General features: G+C 65.4%; 10 protein-coding genes. 2 read left to right on the top strand and 8 right to left on the bottom strand.

Going from position 1 to position 16,078, the window contains the following annotated elements; all coding sequences use genetic code 11:
* Window positions 1-672: 672 nt before the first annotated feature.
* Window positions 673-1,296 carry a ribonuclease D gene (locus tag Ato02nite_RS36945; protein WP_213011332.1) on the bottom strand — a complete coding sequence of 208 codons (624 nt, stop codon included), beginning with the start codon at window positions 1,294-1,296 and terminating at the stop codon, window positions 673-675.
* Window positions 1,296-2,180, bottom strand: a complete 885-nt coding sequence (locus Ato02nite_RS36940; RefSeq protein WP_213011331.1) for a hypothetical protein — start codon at window positions 2,178-2,180, stop codon at window positions 1,296-1,298. Before Ato02nite_RS36940 ends, Ato02nite_RS36945 begins: the two co-directional genes overlap by 1 nt.
* 413 nt (window positions 2,181-2,593) lie before the next feature.
* Between Ato02nite_RS36940 and Ato02nite_RS36935 the strand changes: the two genes are divergently transcribed.
* Both Ato02nite_RS36935 and Ato02nite_RS36930 read left to right on the top strand, forming a co-directional pair.
* Window positions 2,594-3,724 (top strand): NaeI family type II restriction endonuclease, encoded by a 1,131-nt coding sequence (locus Ato02nite_RS36935; RefSeq protein ID WP_213011330.1) that lies wholly within the window; start codon window positions 2,594-2,596, stop codon window positions 3,722-3,724.
* Entirely contained in the window at window positions 3,721-4,983 is a 1,263-nt protein-coding gene (locus Ato02nite_RS36930) for a restriction endonuclease (RefSeq protein ID WP_213011329.1), read from the top strand. Before Ato02nite_RS36935 ends, Ato02nite_RS36930 begins: the two co-directional genes overlap by 4 nt.
* 550 nt (window positions 4,984-5,533) lie before the next feature.
* Here Ato02nite_RS36930 and Ato02nite_RS36925 read toward each other — a convergent pair.
* The 6 genes from Ato02nite_RS36925 to Ato02nite_RS36900 all read right to left on the bottom strand — a co-directional run bounded on the left by Ato02nite_RS36925 (window position 5,534) and on the right by Ato02nite_RS36900 (window position 16,078).
* The gene (locus tag Ato02nite_RS36925) at window positions 5,534-7,753 is read right to left on the bottom strand and encodes a hypothetical protein (RefSeq protein WP_213011328.1); all 2,220 of its coding nucleotides are present in this window, start codon (window positions 7,751-7,753) and stop codon (window positions 5,534-5,536) included.
* A 593-nt stretch (window positions 7,754-8,346) separates the two neighbouring features.
* Entirely contained in the window at window positions 8,347-9,213 is an 867-nt protein-coding gene (locus Ato02nite_RS36920) for a serine/threonine-protein kinase (protein WP_213011327.1), read from the bottom strand.
* Window positions 9,214-9,269: 56 nt separating this feature from the next.
* Window positions 9,270-10,508, bottom strand: a complete 1,239-nt coding sequence (locus Ato02nite_RS36915; RefSeq protein WP_213011326.1) for a hypothetical protein — start codon at window positions 10,506-10,508, stop codon at window positions 9,270-9,272.
* An 85-nt stretch (window positions 10,509-10,593) separates the two neighbouring features.
* The gene (locus Ato02nite_RS36910; protein WP_213011325.1) at window positions 10,594-11,373 is read right to left on the bottom strand and encodes a protein phosphatase 2C domain-containing protein; all 780 of its coding nucleotides are present in this window, start codon (window positions 11,371-11,373) and stop codon (window positions 10,594-10,596) included.
* Window positions 11,370-12,179, bottom strand: coding sequence for a vWA domain-containing protein (locus Ato02nite_RS36905; protein ID WP_213011324.1), 810 nt, complete (start codon window positions 12,177-12,179; stop codon window positions 11,370-11,372). Before Ato02nite_RS36905 ends, Ato02nite_RS36910 begins: the two co-directional genes overlap by 4 nt.
* Before the next feature lie 128 nt (window positions 12,180-12,307).
* Window positions 12,308-16,078 (bottom strand): FtsK/SpoIIIE domain-containing protein, encoded by a 3,771-nt coding sequence (locus Ato02nite_RS36900; RefSeq protein WP_213011323.1) that lies wholly within the window; start codon window positions 16,076-16,078, stop codon window positions 12,308-12,310.

The following is a 16,078-nucleotide window of genomic DNA, read 5'->3' as shown; positions in this document are numbered from 1 at the left end:
CCGCCGGCCATCCAAGCCGATAGGGCTACGCCCGCACGACGGAAACCTCGGTCCCCCCAGGGGAAGACAAGACGCGGTCGGGTCGAGCGCGGGCCGAACTGCCGCCAAACAGCATCCGTGGGGCCATCCCACTGCTGGTCAGGGCAGTGTCGCGACTAGTTCCCGCGTCGCCCTCCGGAGGGGACGGTGCTTGCATAATCAGGCCATGTGAGTAGCGGCGTCGTGCCATTCGCGTGCCATTAGGCACGGCTACATGAGGTCACTCCAGGCCGCTCAAAGTCACCGCGAACGGCAGAAACAACTTAATCCGCCTCGAATCGCCGGGCTCGGCCACCGAACTCAACCTGACGAAGCTCCACAGGTGGGCAACCCAGCCGCGCAGATCGAGTCACTGACGCTTAACACGAAGAAGCCCCGGCCTAAGCCGCAATTCGACTCTCGACCGGGGCTTCCTAAGATCAAGTTAGGCATGAGGCTCGTCAGCCAGACAGCAGCAGCTGCCTCAGGAGCAATGAATGTCTAGCCGACGGCCAGACTTGACGAATAGCGCTCCCGCGTAGCCCTGGTCCGTAGCGACATCGTCCGCTCCGACGCCTCGACGTGGTCAGTCGCCGGGCTCCAGGTCTACCCCCTGTGAGCGAGTAGCTCGCCAAGCGCCTGTCGCCCATGAGGCTAGTACTTGAAGACATCCGGGAACTTCCCGAGATCCAGCCGGACACGCGCCGGGATGAAGTCTAGGCACTGATCAAACAGTCCCTGGAGATCGCGCTGTAGCAACTCGGACTCCAAGACCCGCAGAAGGCGGGCGAGGTGTTGCACGTCGGCGGTTGCGTAACGGATCTGTTCAGTTGTCAAATCGGAGGCAAGCCAATTGCTAAGCCGCTGATCCTTACTTATCGTTACGCCAAGACGCCGACGTAGAAGGCTCTGCAGCGAATGACACGAATTCTCTACCTCCGGTTCGAGCAGCTTGGAAGCTATCTTGGTGCAGGCAATATTTGCAGGGAAAATGCCCCAGTGCGCCACCATGAACCGAAGGTCAAACATGGCGTGATGGAACACCTTGCGTACTCGGCGGTCACTCATTAGCTGACACAGACGGTCGGGTCTTTCTGCTCCAATTTGGAGAATAACATCACCGACCCCGGCCGCATGCAGTTGCACAGTGCCGATTTGATCGGCTAACGGGTCCAGTCCTGTCGTCTCTATGTCACATGCAACGACCCCGGCGGCAACGAGGCTCTCTAGGACCTCGTCGCCAACGTCGTTCTGTACGACGCTAGCCATAACAGTCATCAACCTGTCCTTTTCGAGTCCGGATCACGCAGCTGGGTCACCGTCGCAGTTGATGCCTCACCAGGACTTGCAGCCGCTGGGAGCGCCGATCGACTGGAATTGCGGATGGAAACCAGCTCGTCGTAAACGAATTGGAATAGCGACCCCCCGTTTTCACATACCATCGTGGGGAGGGAAGGCGACCGCTGTCCGCTGTGCTGGTAAAGCGCCAAAACTACGCGATTGTCGAATCTATAAAATGTGAAAACTCGGTCCCCGCGCCAGTAAAACACCTCTACGGAGGCGCCGCCCTCAACTCTGAGCGCCTCGAATGCATCTCTAGTATCCCATATTCTCTCCTTCAGCTTCTCCGGAGTTGTGCCGAACCGGTGCGCCAGCGTAGCCAGGGTGGTGGGATCTTCCGGATCCGTTAGATATATTCGGATCCGGCCCTTAGGCTTGCGCGCGATTTCTTGAAGGAGAGGCATGTAGGTATTCCGCCACGTATTCGCGTAAGCGGCGAAGATATCTAGCTTTTCCGTGCCACGGAAGCAGTCTTTCCACATTGATTCGTCGTAAAACTGATTGGTGATTCGCTTGATTCCGGCGGAGTCGATCTCCGTAACCATGCGGGTAGATTCGAGAACTTCCTTAGCGAATGCTCGCTTCCCGATTAGCTCCCAGAGGATCGAGAGACCGGAGGTGACGATTAACAACCCGCCAAGTTGCTCTAAAAGCGTCCGCCACCCAGTGTGAGCGTTCCAGAACTGGGTTTGCTCCCCGCCCAGGTAAAGGCAGTACACCCCCACGAGAAAAACTCCGCTTGCGACCAGGATGTAGTAGAGCGTGGTGATCGACCGGTACGGCGTACCGCGCTTCTTCGCCACAACGACCTCCGGCTTCATGGCGTCAGACTACGAAGGGGGTATGACAAGTTACCGTCCGCGTGGCCCCTGAGCGTGAGATGTACCACAACTTGGCTCAATTTCCGACACTTGCTTGACAAGTGGATCGACTTGCATGCCGCTCTACTGGCTTCTCAACGAGTAGGGCCGATCGCCTGTCACGACCAAGGGGGCCTGTCTCGCGGATAAACGCAGCTCCCCTGTGTGCGGAGATCCAAGCACCTGGACCCGGCTCTCCGGTCCTTGACCACTGCCTCCGGTCGCCAGGCGCTGCTCGTGGACCGCGAATTGTCGTACCTCGGTGCCAAACTTCGTCGATCGCCAGTTGCCAGGGCTGCGCCTCGTCGTCAGGGCGCAGCGCCCAGCTCGACACGGGCCAGACGATGGACAGCAATACGAGGGGAGCTACTCGCATGACGGTTGGACGTACCCGAAAGCTGCAAGCTCAGACCGGCCCGCCGCCGCACGGGGCCGATCGGGAGCTCGACGTCGCGACCGTTTTCTTCGCCCCGGACGCGGTCGGCCGGATGGGTGCGATTATCCGGAAGGGAACCGACGAGGTCATTGCCACCGCTAGGACTCGCCGCTGGACCTTGGATCAGTGCAATGACCAGGAGAAGGGCTATCTCGGGGTCAACATCGAGAACATCGTTCGTGGCGAGTACGACCTCGACGACGGGCTGGCCGGCATGGACTTCGACGTCAACGGTGTAGACGTCGATTGCAAGTGGTCGCGTAACTTCGGTGGCTGGCAGATCCCGCCCGAGGCGGCCGGGCACATCTGCCTGCTGGTCTACGGCGACGACATCACCGGAGACATGGCGGTTGGCCTGCTCCGCATCCGCGAGGACATCCTCGTTGGCGGCAACCGTGACGCCAAGCGCACCATCCAGAGTCCTGGCGGCATCAGCGAGATCCGGTGGCTCGTCCAGCCGGGCACGCCGGTCCCGGAGAATTTCCTGATGAGTCTGCGCAAACAGGACCGCGACGCCATTCTCGCACCCCGGGGCGGGGACGCCCGTGCTCGGGAACTGTTCATCCGCTGCGAAGGCATGATCATCTACCGGCACACCATCGAATCCATCGGCCAGCAACTCGACGAGGCACGCCGATTCCGCGGCGAAACCCGGCAGCAACTGCTCGAACAGGGTTTCGAGGTCCTCAACGGCCACTGGAAAGCCGACCGGCAGCGCGCTAAAGACCTTGGCTGTCCTGGGCTCGCGAACAAGACACAGTGGGTGTGCCTGCGCACCGATGGATCCACCCCAGCGCGCCGGGCGGCACTCGACCCCGCAAGGATCACCGAGGCGGCGACCTATCGGAAGCTGTTCAGTCAGCAGATCACGGCGGAACGCCGCGCGAAAAAACAGGCCCGTAAGGCCGTTAAGGCCGCAACCGCCCAGACGAACGTGGCCGGTGACCTGGCTCCGGACGAAGATGCGGCATACGCGACCCGCGCCGTCACCGACGCCGAAAACACTGCGGTCCGCGCCGCCGAGCAGCTCGGATTCGAGGGCCTGCCAGGCTGGACGGTGCCCCAGTGACCACACCACGGCAGCTGATCCCGTTCGGCGCGCTCGCACAGGCGGACCTGGTACTCGACGCCGAATACGAAGGCGGCACGGCCGGCACAACGGCCGATGACCCTCTGCAGCGCCTGCTGCCCGTAGGAAACCAGGGCGGCTTTCGCTACAAGGGCTCTGTCACCCACGGTGACGTCCGCCTCGTCGTGCTCTACACCTCCGGCGAAAACCCGGACTGGCCCGACGTGCTCGACGAAAAGACCGGCCTGTTCACCTACTACGGCGACAACCGCTCGCCCGGCGGCCGCCTCCACGAAACCCCACGCTCGGGCAACATCATCCTCCGCAACGCCTTCGCCGCCACCCACGGCGACCACAACAGCCGGCGCGGCGTCCCACCGTTCCTGCTCTTCGCCAAAGCCGGCCCGAAAGGCCGCAACGTCATCTTCCGCGGCCTGCTCGCACCCGGCGCCGCCACCCTTGCCGCGGACGACGACCTGCAAGCCATCTGGCGCAGCACCAGCGGCCAGCGGTTCCAGAACTACCGGGCCGCCTTCACCGTGCTCAACACCCCAGCGGTCGAGCGCGCATGGATCGAGCAGATCCTCGCCCGACAACCACTCGGGGACGCCTGCCCCCCAGCCTGGGCCGAATGGGTCCATGGCCGTGCCTACGACACCCTTGTTGCCCCCGCGACGAAAGTCATTCGCAGCCGCGTCGACCAGTTACCGCCCCACCCCGGCGGCAAACAGATCCTGGCCACGATCTACCAGCACTTCACCGGAAGATGGAGTGACTTCGAAGCCTGCGCCGTCGAAATCTGGCGAATGCTCGCCCCCAACACCGGCATCACCACCGTCACCCGCGCCAGCCGCGACTACGGTCGCGATGCCACCGGCACCTACCAACTCGGCCCCGCCACTGACCGGATACCGCTCGACTTCGTCCTCGAAGCCAAATGCTACGGACCCGACAACTCCGTCGGCGTCAAAGAAACCTCACGCCTGATCTCCCGGATCCGCCACCGCATGTTCGGAGTCTTAGTTACGACCTCCTACGTACACGAACAGGCATACAGCGAGGTCCGCGAAGACCAGCACCCCATCGTGATCATCTGCGGCCGTGACATCGTCGACATCCTCCGCCTCAAGGGCTATAGCACTTCGGTAGATGTTAAAGCGTGGCTTCACTCTGCCTTCCCGCTCGCTGATACCGCATCCGCGGGACATACGGGCTCCGGGCTCTCTACCCAAGTGCATAGGGATCACCCGTCCCCTTGACGCACGTCAGGGATAATTGCCTTGGCGTCATAGCGACGGCTAGCACCATGCCGAACGGGAACTCTGGCGGACGCGTCCGGGTGACGCCCCGCCAGGAACCCCAAGTTCACCTATTAGGTCTCGCGATAGCGATCACGTTGGGTTGGGCGCCACCGGCGATTTCGTACCGGGACACCCAAGATGCTGGCCACCGTCCGCTCGCACTCGTTGACCAGGTCGGGGCGAGTTTCTTTCGGTAGGGGTAGGACCCAGTAACCGGCCCATTCGGCCGCCTTGCTGGGCTCCTGCCGGTGTCCCGCGAGCCGACGGGCGGCTGCCCCTCGGATGTCCGCGGGGCGCTGGGTCTGTCCTACGTAACAGGCGTAGCCGCCGGTTGTGACAGCCACATAGATCGACTTGCGGTCGCCTCCAGTGCAATCCACAAGCGGTACGCAGATGGCCCTCCGCTCCAGCAGCGGCACCGGCAGCGCGTTTGCCAGGGCGTCGTATACCGATTCATCCATGCGGATGATTCCACCCCATACTGGCTTGTCAGGAGGCACGGGACCCATCACGAGAAGTCCAGGGGGCGCGGCGCCACAACCGACTTGAAGTTGTCGGTGATCGCTTCCAGGTTCATCAGAGCGCCCTGCGCTGACATGAAGGGGATCTTGTCCCGAGGATCGCTATGCAACTCGAGCAGGCTTCGTAGGACATCCTTGGTCTCTACGACTGCCTGCGAGAACTCGTTGAGGGCACGCCGCTGCTTGTCGGCATGGGTGAGGTCTTCGACGTCGGGTTCGTTGTCCTTCTTCAACATGCGCCGCAGCGTGGCGTTCACTTCAGCCGTGCCGTGATCGGACGGTAGTTCGACGAACTTCCCGCTCTCAGGGTCGATAAGCCGCGGGCGGCCTCCGCTACGCGCCCGCTTGATGGCGTCAGCCAGCAAGCGAATACCCCACTCACGCTCCAGTAGATCCTCTACAACACTGCCCACGCTGCCGCGTTGCACCCCGACACGGCCGGCAACATTTTCGAGGTTAGCCGCGACATTTTCGGCTGAACCGCCCGCCGCCAAGAGGTAACCGCCCGATACAAGGGCGATCATGCCTAGCACCCCAAGTAGGCACAGCGCGCCTTGCGGCAGGGCCGGCGCGGCCTTCAGCTGCCTCAGCGCCACCTCAGCAAGGTCATCGACGTGGTCATCGGTCGCGACGTCTACAACCTCCCAGGGCGTGCGGAGCAGTCCTTGCCAGAGACAGCCACCGGACCCGGAGGACAGCACCTTACGCATGCTGTCGACCTGCTTGTGGTCCCTGCTCGCCGTGTAGCCCCGCAATGCCAACTCGACGACCGGCCCGGCGCGATGCTTCAGGTGAATCTGTGAGACGTTCAACGGCACGCGGAGCACTCGCGTCACATCTGGGCCAGGACGCGTGAACTCCCGCACCACGACGGCGGCCCGGAGGTCCGCAGTGGGGGTGAGGCCGAGTGCTGCCATCGCGCTGGCGGACGGCGTCCGACCAATCAACGTGTCACGAGTGGACTCGGCGACATTTGAAGTCGCTGACTGTGGTCCGAGCAAATTGGCTTCGTAGAGTGCGACCACAGCCTGCTCCGCAGAAACGCCGCTGCGCGCTCCTTCGCCGAACGCCTTCGGTGCCACGTTCATACCCTGCAAGACCTCGCGCACCGCGGTGGCAAAGCGCTGGTTCACGTGAAGCGCAGGGTCATCGTCGATATAGCCGACGATCACAGTGGCCGGCACGGTGAGACTGTTCAGGGCCTTGGCGGCAGTGTTCTTCGCCCTGCGCTCACTGTCACTAAGAGCGCCCTTGGTTGCCTCTTTAGTCCGGAGTGCGGCGTAGACATCGCTGTAAAGCTTAAAGAGCTTTCGAGTAAGGTCTCGGCGCTCGGCGTGCGTCATCTGGTTGAGCAACGACGGCCGCAGGGTGACGAGGGAGTCCGGACTCCCGTAGAGGGCATGAAGGCGCTGGGGCAACAAACGGACAGGGAAAGTGATGTTCTTGAACCCGGCCGCGCACCGGCTGTTGCCGTCTACCGCTACGTACTCTTCCTGCGTAGGAGCATCTTCATCGAACGACGGGGACCCGTCTGGCTCCAAGCCGAGCGCAAAGGCAGCCGTGACCAGCGTGATGGGCTGCTCGATGATCCTGGATCCGACGTCGATCGGGTTGTCTTCCGAGACCTGATCCATGTTGAGATCGCTCGCCTCCCGCAGGACCGCACGATCGCAGGAATAGATCAAGGATGCGAACCTCGGGTGGGAGGTCGGCATCGGGACCGCGTGCAACCCACTAGTGGCGTTCGTGAACTCAGGGTCGGCGGCATACACCGCGTCCGCGAGCAGCCGGTCGTTCGAGGGGCTCAAGTTGACCATCGTGGTGAACATGCGGACGTCGTCAATGCGGTAGAGCCATCCATTGCTAACGCGTTGCCGCTTGATTTTCTCGTCGGCGACGCCGGTGGGATCCAAAGCGGCGAGGAAGAGAGCCTCTTGACTCCCGGGGCTCAGAGTCACACCGGCAATCGCGCGGCGAGCGAAGCGCCCTTCGGCGGCTTTGGCCGCGCTCGGCGGGCCTACCTTGACCGTCCAGTCGCCCGTGGCGTTAAGCGGAATGACCTGCACGGCCTCTTGTGGGGCTTCAGTGAGGTCCGGTTCGTCCGCACTCAGCAACGCGGCGAAGTGTTCCTGATCCTCCAGCGGCGTCTCTACAGAGACTGGAGCGGCCTCTTCGAACTCAAAGTCCGGCGGTGAGAAAGAAGTCACGAGTGCCCTCCGATGACACGCGAGTTGACGGTTCGCGTGTCCGGGCGGGTGCCTCGTTCACCTGTCGCTCCCGGGGGGACCACGGTCTCCCGATGCGGGCAGCGCACTGGGCTCGGTCGGCCGCAAACCTTTGACTGCCACTTACGTGGCCGGTCATTAGCTCCGTAGCGGGGCCTCAGCCCTTGCCGTGGATGCGGCGTTGCTCACCTGGTGCGGCGATGAGCACAATCATGACATAGCGATCCGCGAACGGGGAATGCCTGACTCCCTGCGGCAAATACACGGCCGTGTCGCCCGAATGATCTAGGCGGACGACGGTTCTTCCTGGTGAAGCTTATGATCGAGACAGATTAGCCTCCGCTGCTGTTACCCAGGCCACCCGCACACCAGCCGCGAACGCTCCGCCCCAGCATGGTCCGGCCCTCTCGACTTTCGTGGCGAAGCCGACCTCGTCCGGGATAGGGCTGACCCGTCACACTACGCCCGCGATCGGCAAGACGAAGCCGATGCCACCGGCGCGGCGGACGCTCCCTACAGGCCGATGAACCGCGCCTCGGCGCGGCGGTCGACGTGACGTCGCATAACAGCCGGGGTCATCGGGCCGCCGTAACGTTCAGGATCACCGCCTGGCCCGGGGCCAGTTGCCCCGAGGCAGGCTCGTCGAGCTCAACCGGAACGAGAATCCCCTGCACGAACATCGCGTATCCGGCCGGGGCAATGAGGGTTTGGGCCTTGCCGAGATGGGGTGGCGGGCCGTCGGGCACTCCCACCGCGATGTCGTCGCCCATGAGCCGAACCGCGACCGGTTGGTCCACGGTCGGGAGTATGTCCGGGCGATCGCGCGAAGCCGATGCCGGTGTCGGTTCCGGTGCCGTTCTGATCAGCGTCGGCGCCTCGTCCGTTCCGGGTTCGGTCACCGGCGCCGCGGCATGCTCGGGTGGCAGGCCGTCGGAGTCGGCGGCGGCCTCGTCGCCAGGGGCGTTCGTCGGCTTACTGGCGGTGACCCGCTTTCGCCTCAGTGTGCGGCCGGCCCGCTGCGGCAGGCCCGAGGTCCAAAGAACAGCGAGGAAGATCCCACCGGTCACAACGCCGACCACAATCGAGAACCATGGCCGCTGATCACCGCCGCCGCTCCGCGCGTGTGCTGGGGAGAGGGGGGTTGAGGCCGGCAGAGACAAGGTTGCGGGAACCGACGCCGGGAGGGAGTCGACGGCCGACGTCGAAGCGAACGAAGGAAGCCGGGGACGAGACGTTGCCGATGCCGGGAGCGAGTCGACGGCCGACGTCGTGGCAGACGGGGGACGCCAGGCAGGAGATTTCGCCGACGACGGTTCCGTGCTCGGGCAGCGGCCCTGGTAGGCCCGATCGCAGGCCGACGCCGAGGTTCGCTGCCCATGTCCGACCGGACCAACCATGAGGTAGATGAACGTGAGGGTGACGAGCGCGATGAAGGCGTACAAGAGGTAAAAGCGCAATCTTCGCGTCGGGCCGCCCCCCGGCGATTGTCCGTTGGCGCTCAATGAGCCACCCACACTACGAGCCAGACGATCAAGGCGATGATCGCCGCCACGATCGCCCCGATGCTGACGAGCCGCCTCCACGCCGGAACCGTCGACGCCGTATGCTCAGGCCTCGAACGCGTGGACGCCGCACGCGTGGGTGTGGACATGGAACGCGTCGGCGTCGAGCGCCCTGTCCCCGTCTTGGCCGGGCCGCGGACTTGCCGCTCAGGCTCATCGACGGCGGCCGGCGGCACCGCGAAGCGGAAGGTCGCCTCCTCCGGTTCGGCGTGTCGATCGGATTCTGGCGGGACGTGGTAGACCCACTTGGACAGCAGTTCCTCCGGCGCCGGTGCGACATGTCCGGCTTTACAGCTCGGGCAGACAGCCCCGGCGAATCGCAGCCCGCCACACTCGCAAGGTTCGACGGTGGCGCGGATGCGGCGCAGTTCCCGCACCCACTCGTCCGCCGTCGGCCGGGGCGCAGCCTTGTCGACGGCCCGCCGGAACAGCAGGTCGGTCAATTCCGGCAGCGCGGCGAGGCCGGGGTGGTCACGCGCCCGCAGCGGCAGGATGAGGTCCTTCGGGTCCAGCAACCAGGAGCGCCGGTGGTTGATGTTGTCCTGCACGCTAGCTTCGCGGCGGCCACGGGGGACACCCGCGAACGGCGGGATGCCCTGGAGCAGCAGCTGGATCACGAGCATGCTCAGCACGAAGCGGTCGGAGTCCTGCGTTGGCTCTCCCGTAACCGTCTCGGGGGCGAGGTAGTGCCGGCTCGTGTCGCCGGACGGCACGACCTCGGGGTGGCCGACGATGCCGAAGGAGTCGAGGTCGAGCAGGCACACGCGCCCGCTGCTGTCGACCCGTATGTTCGTGCCGGAGAAGTCGCCGACGATGTAGTCGTGCCCGTGCAGCCAGGCCACGATCTCGGCCAGGCATTCGGCGGCCAGGCAAGCCACGCTCAGGTCGTTCTTCAGCGGGGAATGGAGGAACTTGTCGAAGGAGACGAAGCGCTGGGGATCAACCCGGGCCAGCAGTAGTCCACACGGCTTGTCGGCGTCGGCGGACGGGTAGAGAACGGCCTTGGGGGTGGCCAGCGGCGAGTAGGCGCCGGCGTCGTCGTCACTGCCACGGGCGCCGAGCCGGCCGATTCGCCGCGCCGTCGCCTCCTCGACGATGGCGGCCAGGTTGCCGGGCATCTTTTCGGGCAGATAAAGCTTGGCCACGACTAGGCTGCTCCACCCCTCCCCGAGCACCTCGAAAACCTCGGCCGAGTTGCCCTCGTCGATGAACTCGCCGAGCCGGAGTGCGTGGCGATCGCCACGCCGCTCCCAGTAGACCTCAGGATCGTGGGCGGATCGCCAGTGCGACACCAACGTCATCTCCCTTCCCCGCCATGACGTCCGCCCGCCCTAGAACGTCCGCCTGCGATAGGTCGCAGCTGCGGCCGATCGTCTCGAGCACGTTGGCGAGCCACTTCTTAACGCCGATGAAGGCCTGCACCAGTTCTGGGCCCTTGCGCACGACCTTGGCCTCGAGGAGGAACTCGAGCCCGTCGGTCGACAGGAAGATCATGGCGATATCAGGGTCCACCACTGCCACGTAACGCGTGCGCAGCTCCCAGTCCTGGAGCATGTATGCCTCACTGCCGGTCAGCGCGGCGGGCCGGTCCGGTGCCACCATCAGCTCGACCTTGCCGGTACGGCCCAGGCCGGCCACGAAGCTGTCGCCGACCGTCGCGATGCCGGTCTCCCAGCCGTTCGAGACGACGATCGCCAGCGTCGCGTCGAAGTCGGCCGGCTCACCGCCCCGGATCAATGTCTCCGTCATCCATCGCCGCCCGACGGTGCCGACGGCGGTGCGCAGCCACTCGAGCTGGGCCTGGTGCCCGTCGTGGCCCGGGACGGCCGCCGGTGGCGGGCTGTCCCTGACGAAATCGGTGACCAGATCGACCGCGATCATCGAGCCGTCCGCCGCCCTGGGCGCGCTGCCCGCCCCATCGCTGACGGCGAGAAGTGTCCACCCCGACCCGGACATGGCGACCGCGGCGTCCTCGCACTGCTGGTGGTGCCGACCAGTGAAGGTCTTGGACCAGGTGAGCCACGAGGCCGACTCGCTCATGACCGCGCCGACCCTCCCTCGTCGTCGAGCAGTGCGTCCACGGCTTCGTCGAACGAAACGTTGCGGGTGACGTCGTGATAGATCGTGGCAGCGTCCTCCTCGCCCCGGCGGCCACCCTGGCGCCGCATGCTCTTGCTCACGAAGCGCAGGAACTGGGCCAGCGAGTTGCCCGGCAGCGGGAGATAGTTTCCCTTGTCGGCGATGCGCTCGAGCCACGGAGCGTAGGCGTCCTGGGTCCCGAGCGCCCACAGCAGCACCCCGTTGCGCGCCTCCTCGGCGTGAAGTCGCTTGATGGAGTCGTCGAGCACCTCGCGGGCGTCGTTGGGACGGCCGTCGGTAAGGAGGAATACGTTGGGCCGGAACTCGTGGGTAATGCCCGACTCGGCCAGGCTCTGCTTGCGGGCGTCGATGATGTCCAGCGCCTTGCCTATCGCCGCCCCCATCGGGGTGTTGCCGCCGACCGGGAAGTCGGGGGTGCTCGTGACGTTGCGGATGAAATGAAAAGGCGAGCCCGGAAGTACGGGATTACCGAGCGTCAGCGCCGGGACCACGCCATTGCCGAAGGTGAGGATCGCGAGTTCGCCGTTGGCCTGAAGCTTCGGCTCATTGTGGACATCGATGGCCAAGAACCTATTCAGCGCCGCCCGCAATGTCTCGATCTTCGACGTCCCGCGCTTGTTACCGGCCTCGTCGGTGTCCGCTTCCGCCATTGAGCCGCTGGCGTCGAGGAGAAGCACCACAAGATTGCGTGTGATTGAGGCTTCCGGCGGATCCATGTCGACTGCAGGGAAATCGCCAAATTCCATGTTCGACCGCTCCCGTCAGCTGCCCCTAAAGCGAACCAGCGCGCCTTTTCTGGGAGCCTAGCGCCTCGGCTTCGGGCCCGCACGGCGGAGAATCCGGCCATCTGTCCTGTTAAGTATGTCCAATCCGATCATCGACTCGGCGGAAGGACGAGCAAGCGCTCGTCGAAGGCGCCGTCGCGTACCAGGAAAGCCTGACCGAAGGGGAGGGTGCGGCCCTTGCGGCGGCTGGGCAGGAAGTCCATTGTCCGGCTCGTGCTGAACTCGAGGAAGAATGGCATGCTCTCCTGCGCCCGCCGCGAGAATCCGTCCATCCGGGCGCTCGCTCCGTAGGCCGACTGGGTCAGCAGCACGGTCAGGTTCAGCTCCTGCCCGTACGGCAGGCAGTCGCTGAGCATCTGAAGTGCCATCGGGTCGCTGCCGAGGACCAGCTCGTAGTCCTCCACCACTAGCAGCGCCGGGGTACCGCTCGGCGGGCCCGACCGGTCTCGCCGACGCTCCAATTCACGCTCCTCCATGACGATCGCGAGCGACCGGACGACCTCTTTCGCCTCTTCCTCGTCACGCGCGACGTGCGCTCGGTCCGTCCCGGCCAGGCCGAGCGCTTTCGTCAGAACTGCCCGAAAGTCGACTACATAAAACAAAGCGCGAGGATTGCTCCGGAGCAGATCGGACAGCATTCGCGCCAAGAAGGTCGTTCGCCCGGAGTGCGGGTCGCCGGTGCAAATCATATGATCGCCCGATCCGAGGGAGATGGTGCGGGTCGCTAGGCCGGACTCGGAAACGCCGAGAAACAGCTCGCCCTGTCCCACCGCGTCGGCCCGTCCGGCCCACGTCGCCGCGGTCATGTCGGTCAGGAACGAAAGCCGGTCGGCGGTTGCGCCGGGCCATTTCGCGTGATGTGCCTCGGCGGCCCGCCGGGACGCCGACCCGATCGCCTTTGCCGTGTATTCGGCGTCCGCCGCGCCGTCGGCCGAGAAAGGGAAATCGGCGGCGATCTGGAAGAATGCCGCATCGGCGGTCAGGCCCCGGCCGGGACGCCCGCGCCCGAGCGTGGACGCGACCGCACGGGGGTGTGCCGACTCGGCCGGATCGGTGAGCCACAGCTCATATCGGTCCGCTATCTGTTCTAGGCGCTTCGGCTGCATATCGGCCCAGCGCCCGCTCGTCACGACGACGTGCACCCCGGCATGGGCCCCGTCGGCGACGATCCGAGCAAACACGTCCTCCAGATCAGGAAACCGCTCCCGGAAAGCCAGGTAGCCGTCCACCACCAGGACGGTCTTTACCCTGGGTGGCCCTGTTCCGGCCGTAGCCTCGGCGATCGCGTTCATGTTGCGCTCGACGGTCCGGGCGACGGCCTCGAAGATGCGCCGCACCTTGAGCGCGTCGGTAAACAGCGCAGCCGAGCCGACATTAGGGAAGTCGTCCAAGTACGCGGTGACGTTGGGCGCCGCCTCGACGACGAAGAACCGCAGATGCGATCCCGGGTTCGACCTCACCGCGGCGAGGATCAGCGACCGGACCACGGTCGACTTGCCAGACCGGGGTCCGCCCACAAACATCTGATGGCCGCCGGACGCAGAGAAGTCAAGCCGCAGCGGTGGCTGGGCGCGGTCGGCGGGACGGTCGATCAGGCCCAGCGCGACCAGGCCTACCTTCTCCCCGCCGGCGAGGCGGTCGTCGAAGATCTCGAGGTTGTTCGGGGCGAGCGGCTCGGGCAGCGGCAGCAGCAACAAAGGTTCCGCCCGGTCCACAGCCGACAGCCAGGCGACGATCTTCGCCGCGTCCGTCTCATCGGCTGGGTCGGCCACGTCGCGGTGCAGCACCTGGGAGGCGCGGAACTGGACCATCCCGTCGGCCGATCGGTAAAAGCCGTGGCCCGGCAGCGGAGGCAGGTTAGCCGCGTCCCGCACACCGAGCACCGCTATGCTCTCGTCGGCGGTGAAGGTGCGCAGGCACAGCCGGTAGCCGAGGTAGGTGTCGAGACCACGCAGCCGCCCGGCCTCGAGCCGCTGGCTGGCCAGGATCAGATGAACGCCTAGGCTGCGACCGGTACGCGCGATCGAGATCAGGATCTCGAGGAAGTCGGGGCGGGCCGACAGGAGCTCCCCGAACTCGTCGATGACGATCGTGAGGTAGGGGATAGGGCGTAGCCATGGTTTGGTGGTGGACCGCAAAGCCTCGTATTCCTCGAGCTTCTGCACCTCACGTCCGGCCAGCCGGAGGTCTTCCTGCCGACGGGTCAGCTCGCCGGTCAGCGACTGCTCGATCCGATCAATCAGCGACAGGTCGTCGACCAGGTTGGTCACCATGCCGACGCAGTGCGGCAGGTCCTGGAGCAGGTCGAACGTCGCTCCGCCCTTGAAGTCCAGCAGAAGAATGTTGAGTTCGGCCGGGCTATGCGTGCAAGCCATCGCGCAGACCATCGACCGCAGCAGCTCGCTCTTGCCCGAGCCGGTGGCGCCGACCACTAGGCCGTGCGGGCCATGCCCACCGGCCGCCGCCTCCTTGAGGTCCAAGACCAAGTCGGCCCCGGTCGTAGTGGTGCCGATCGGCATGCGCAAGATCGTCCGGGCGTCGTGCCGCGGCCAACTGTCGAACGGGCTGTGCTGGAAGTACACCTCTAGCAGGTCGACCAGGCGCTCCTTGTCGCGACGCGTCGCCCTCGACTCGTCGGCGACGAGCCTCATCCCCGCGAGTTGTTGGATCGCCCCGCTCACCATGGCCGTGCCCGGCACGTCGGGCCGAAAGCCCTCGATCCGGCGGCCCGGGCCGATCCAGGTCATATCGGCCTGCGACGCCGACCGGCACTCGACCACGGCTCTCGCCGCCGAGGGCCGGGCCGTCTCCCCTGCCGACATGGCGATGACTGAGACGCCGAGGTCGACGCTGCGTTCCATCACGTACGCGAGCTCTTGCACCTTGCTCAGCTCGGTCAACGGATCGTACGGATCGATCAGCAGAACCACGTGCGGAAGACTCGCCTCGGCCACCGTCCAGCGGGGGTCATTCAGCATCGCGGCGCGCGGCCGCAGGATCTCGTGCAGCGAGGCGGTCAGCGCGGTGATGTCCGCCGTGGCCGACCGCACGTGCGGCAGCCGGGCGAAGCCGGCCCACTCCCCCTCGCCGCCGGGCGCGTACGTCAGCAGGATGTGCAGTTCGTCCGGCCCGCACCCGGCGGCGAGTTGGAGAAGAACGGTGCGAGCGACGCCCCGCGCGGCTGCCCGGTCACCCTCGACGGAGAGCACGCCCACCTCGTACAGGTCGATCGTCACCGGCGCCGGTTCCAACCAGGCCGCCGACTCCTCGATCGTCTCGCACCGGCGCCGGAGCCGCTCGTCCACCCGCTGGTCGAACCGCTGGGTCGGGATCTTGACCGCGAGCCCGGTGGGGATCCGGCCCTCGCCCACCGCGACCGTAAGAAAATCCGGGGTGCGGAGTCGCCGGGACCACACCCGCGAGTAGTCCGCGATCCAGACGTCGAGCAGCGCACTGGTCGGCGTGACCTTCCGGAGGTATCGGAGCAGGCTCCGCTTGTGGTCCGCGACCGCCTCCTGCCGCCCGTCGAGGTACTTGCCGTAGGCCTCGGCGCTCGCGGCCACCCGCCGCTTCTGGCTCCGCCGCGACACCGCGGTGGTTACGAACGGCGTGAGCAGCGAAAGACCCACGACCACACCGCCCGTGATCAGCATGATGGTGGAGTGTGCCAGCCAGCCGTAGATCAGGATCGTGCCGCTGCCGAGCACCGGCAGGATGAACTGCGTGATCTGCGGCGACGGCGGATCCGGGATGACCGGCAGCGGTTCGAGGTCTACCGTCCGCGCCGGCGGCCGCTTGTCCGCAACCCGCGCGGGTCGATGCACCGGCCGCCCGGCCGGTGCCGCTTCGTTCTCTGCCAT

Source organism: Paractinoplanes toevensis, from assembly GCF_018332695.1.
Classification (GTDB): domain Bacteria; phylum Actinomycetota; class Actinomycetes; order Mycobacteriales; family Micromonosporaceae; genus Actinoplanes; species Actinoplanes toevensis.
Note: the sequence above shows the minus strand (reverse complement) of the source record. Positions and strands in the feature narration are given on the sequence as shown.

What these genes read in the sequence shown, in the direction of transcription:
- Ato02nite_RS36940 (WP_213011331.1), bottom strand. Translation starts at nt 2,180, where the DNA reads ATGAAGCCGGAGGTCGTTGTGGCGAAGAAGCGCGGTACGCCGTACCGG.
- Ato02nite_RS36935 (WP_213011330.1), top strand. Translation starts at nt 2,594, where the DNA reads ATGACGGTTGGACGTACCCGAAAGCTGCAAGCTCAGACCGGCCCGCCG.
- Ato02nite_RS36910 (WP_213011325.1), bottom strand. Translation starts at nt 11,373, where the DNA reads ATGAGCGAGTCGGCCTCGTGGCTCACCTGGTCCAAGACCTTCACTGGT.
- Ato02nite_RS36945 (WP_213011332.1), bottom strand. Translation starts at nt 1,296, where the DNA reads ATGACTGTTATGGCTAGCGTCGTACAGAACGACGTTGGCGACGAGGTC.
- Ato02nite_RS36905 (WP_213011324.1), bottom strand. Translation starts at nt 12,179, where the DNA reads ATGGAATTTGGCGATTTCCCTGCAGTCGACATGGATCCGCCGGAAGCC.
- Ato02nite_RS36900 (WP_213011323.1), bottom strand. Translation starts at nt 16,078, where the DNA reads ATGGCAGAGAACGAAGCGGCACCGGCCGGGCGGCCGGTGCATCGACCC.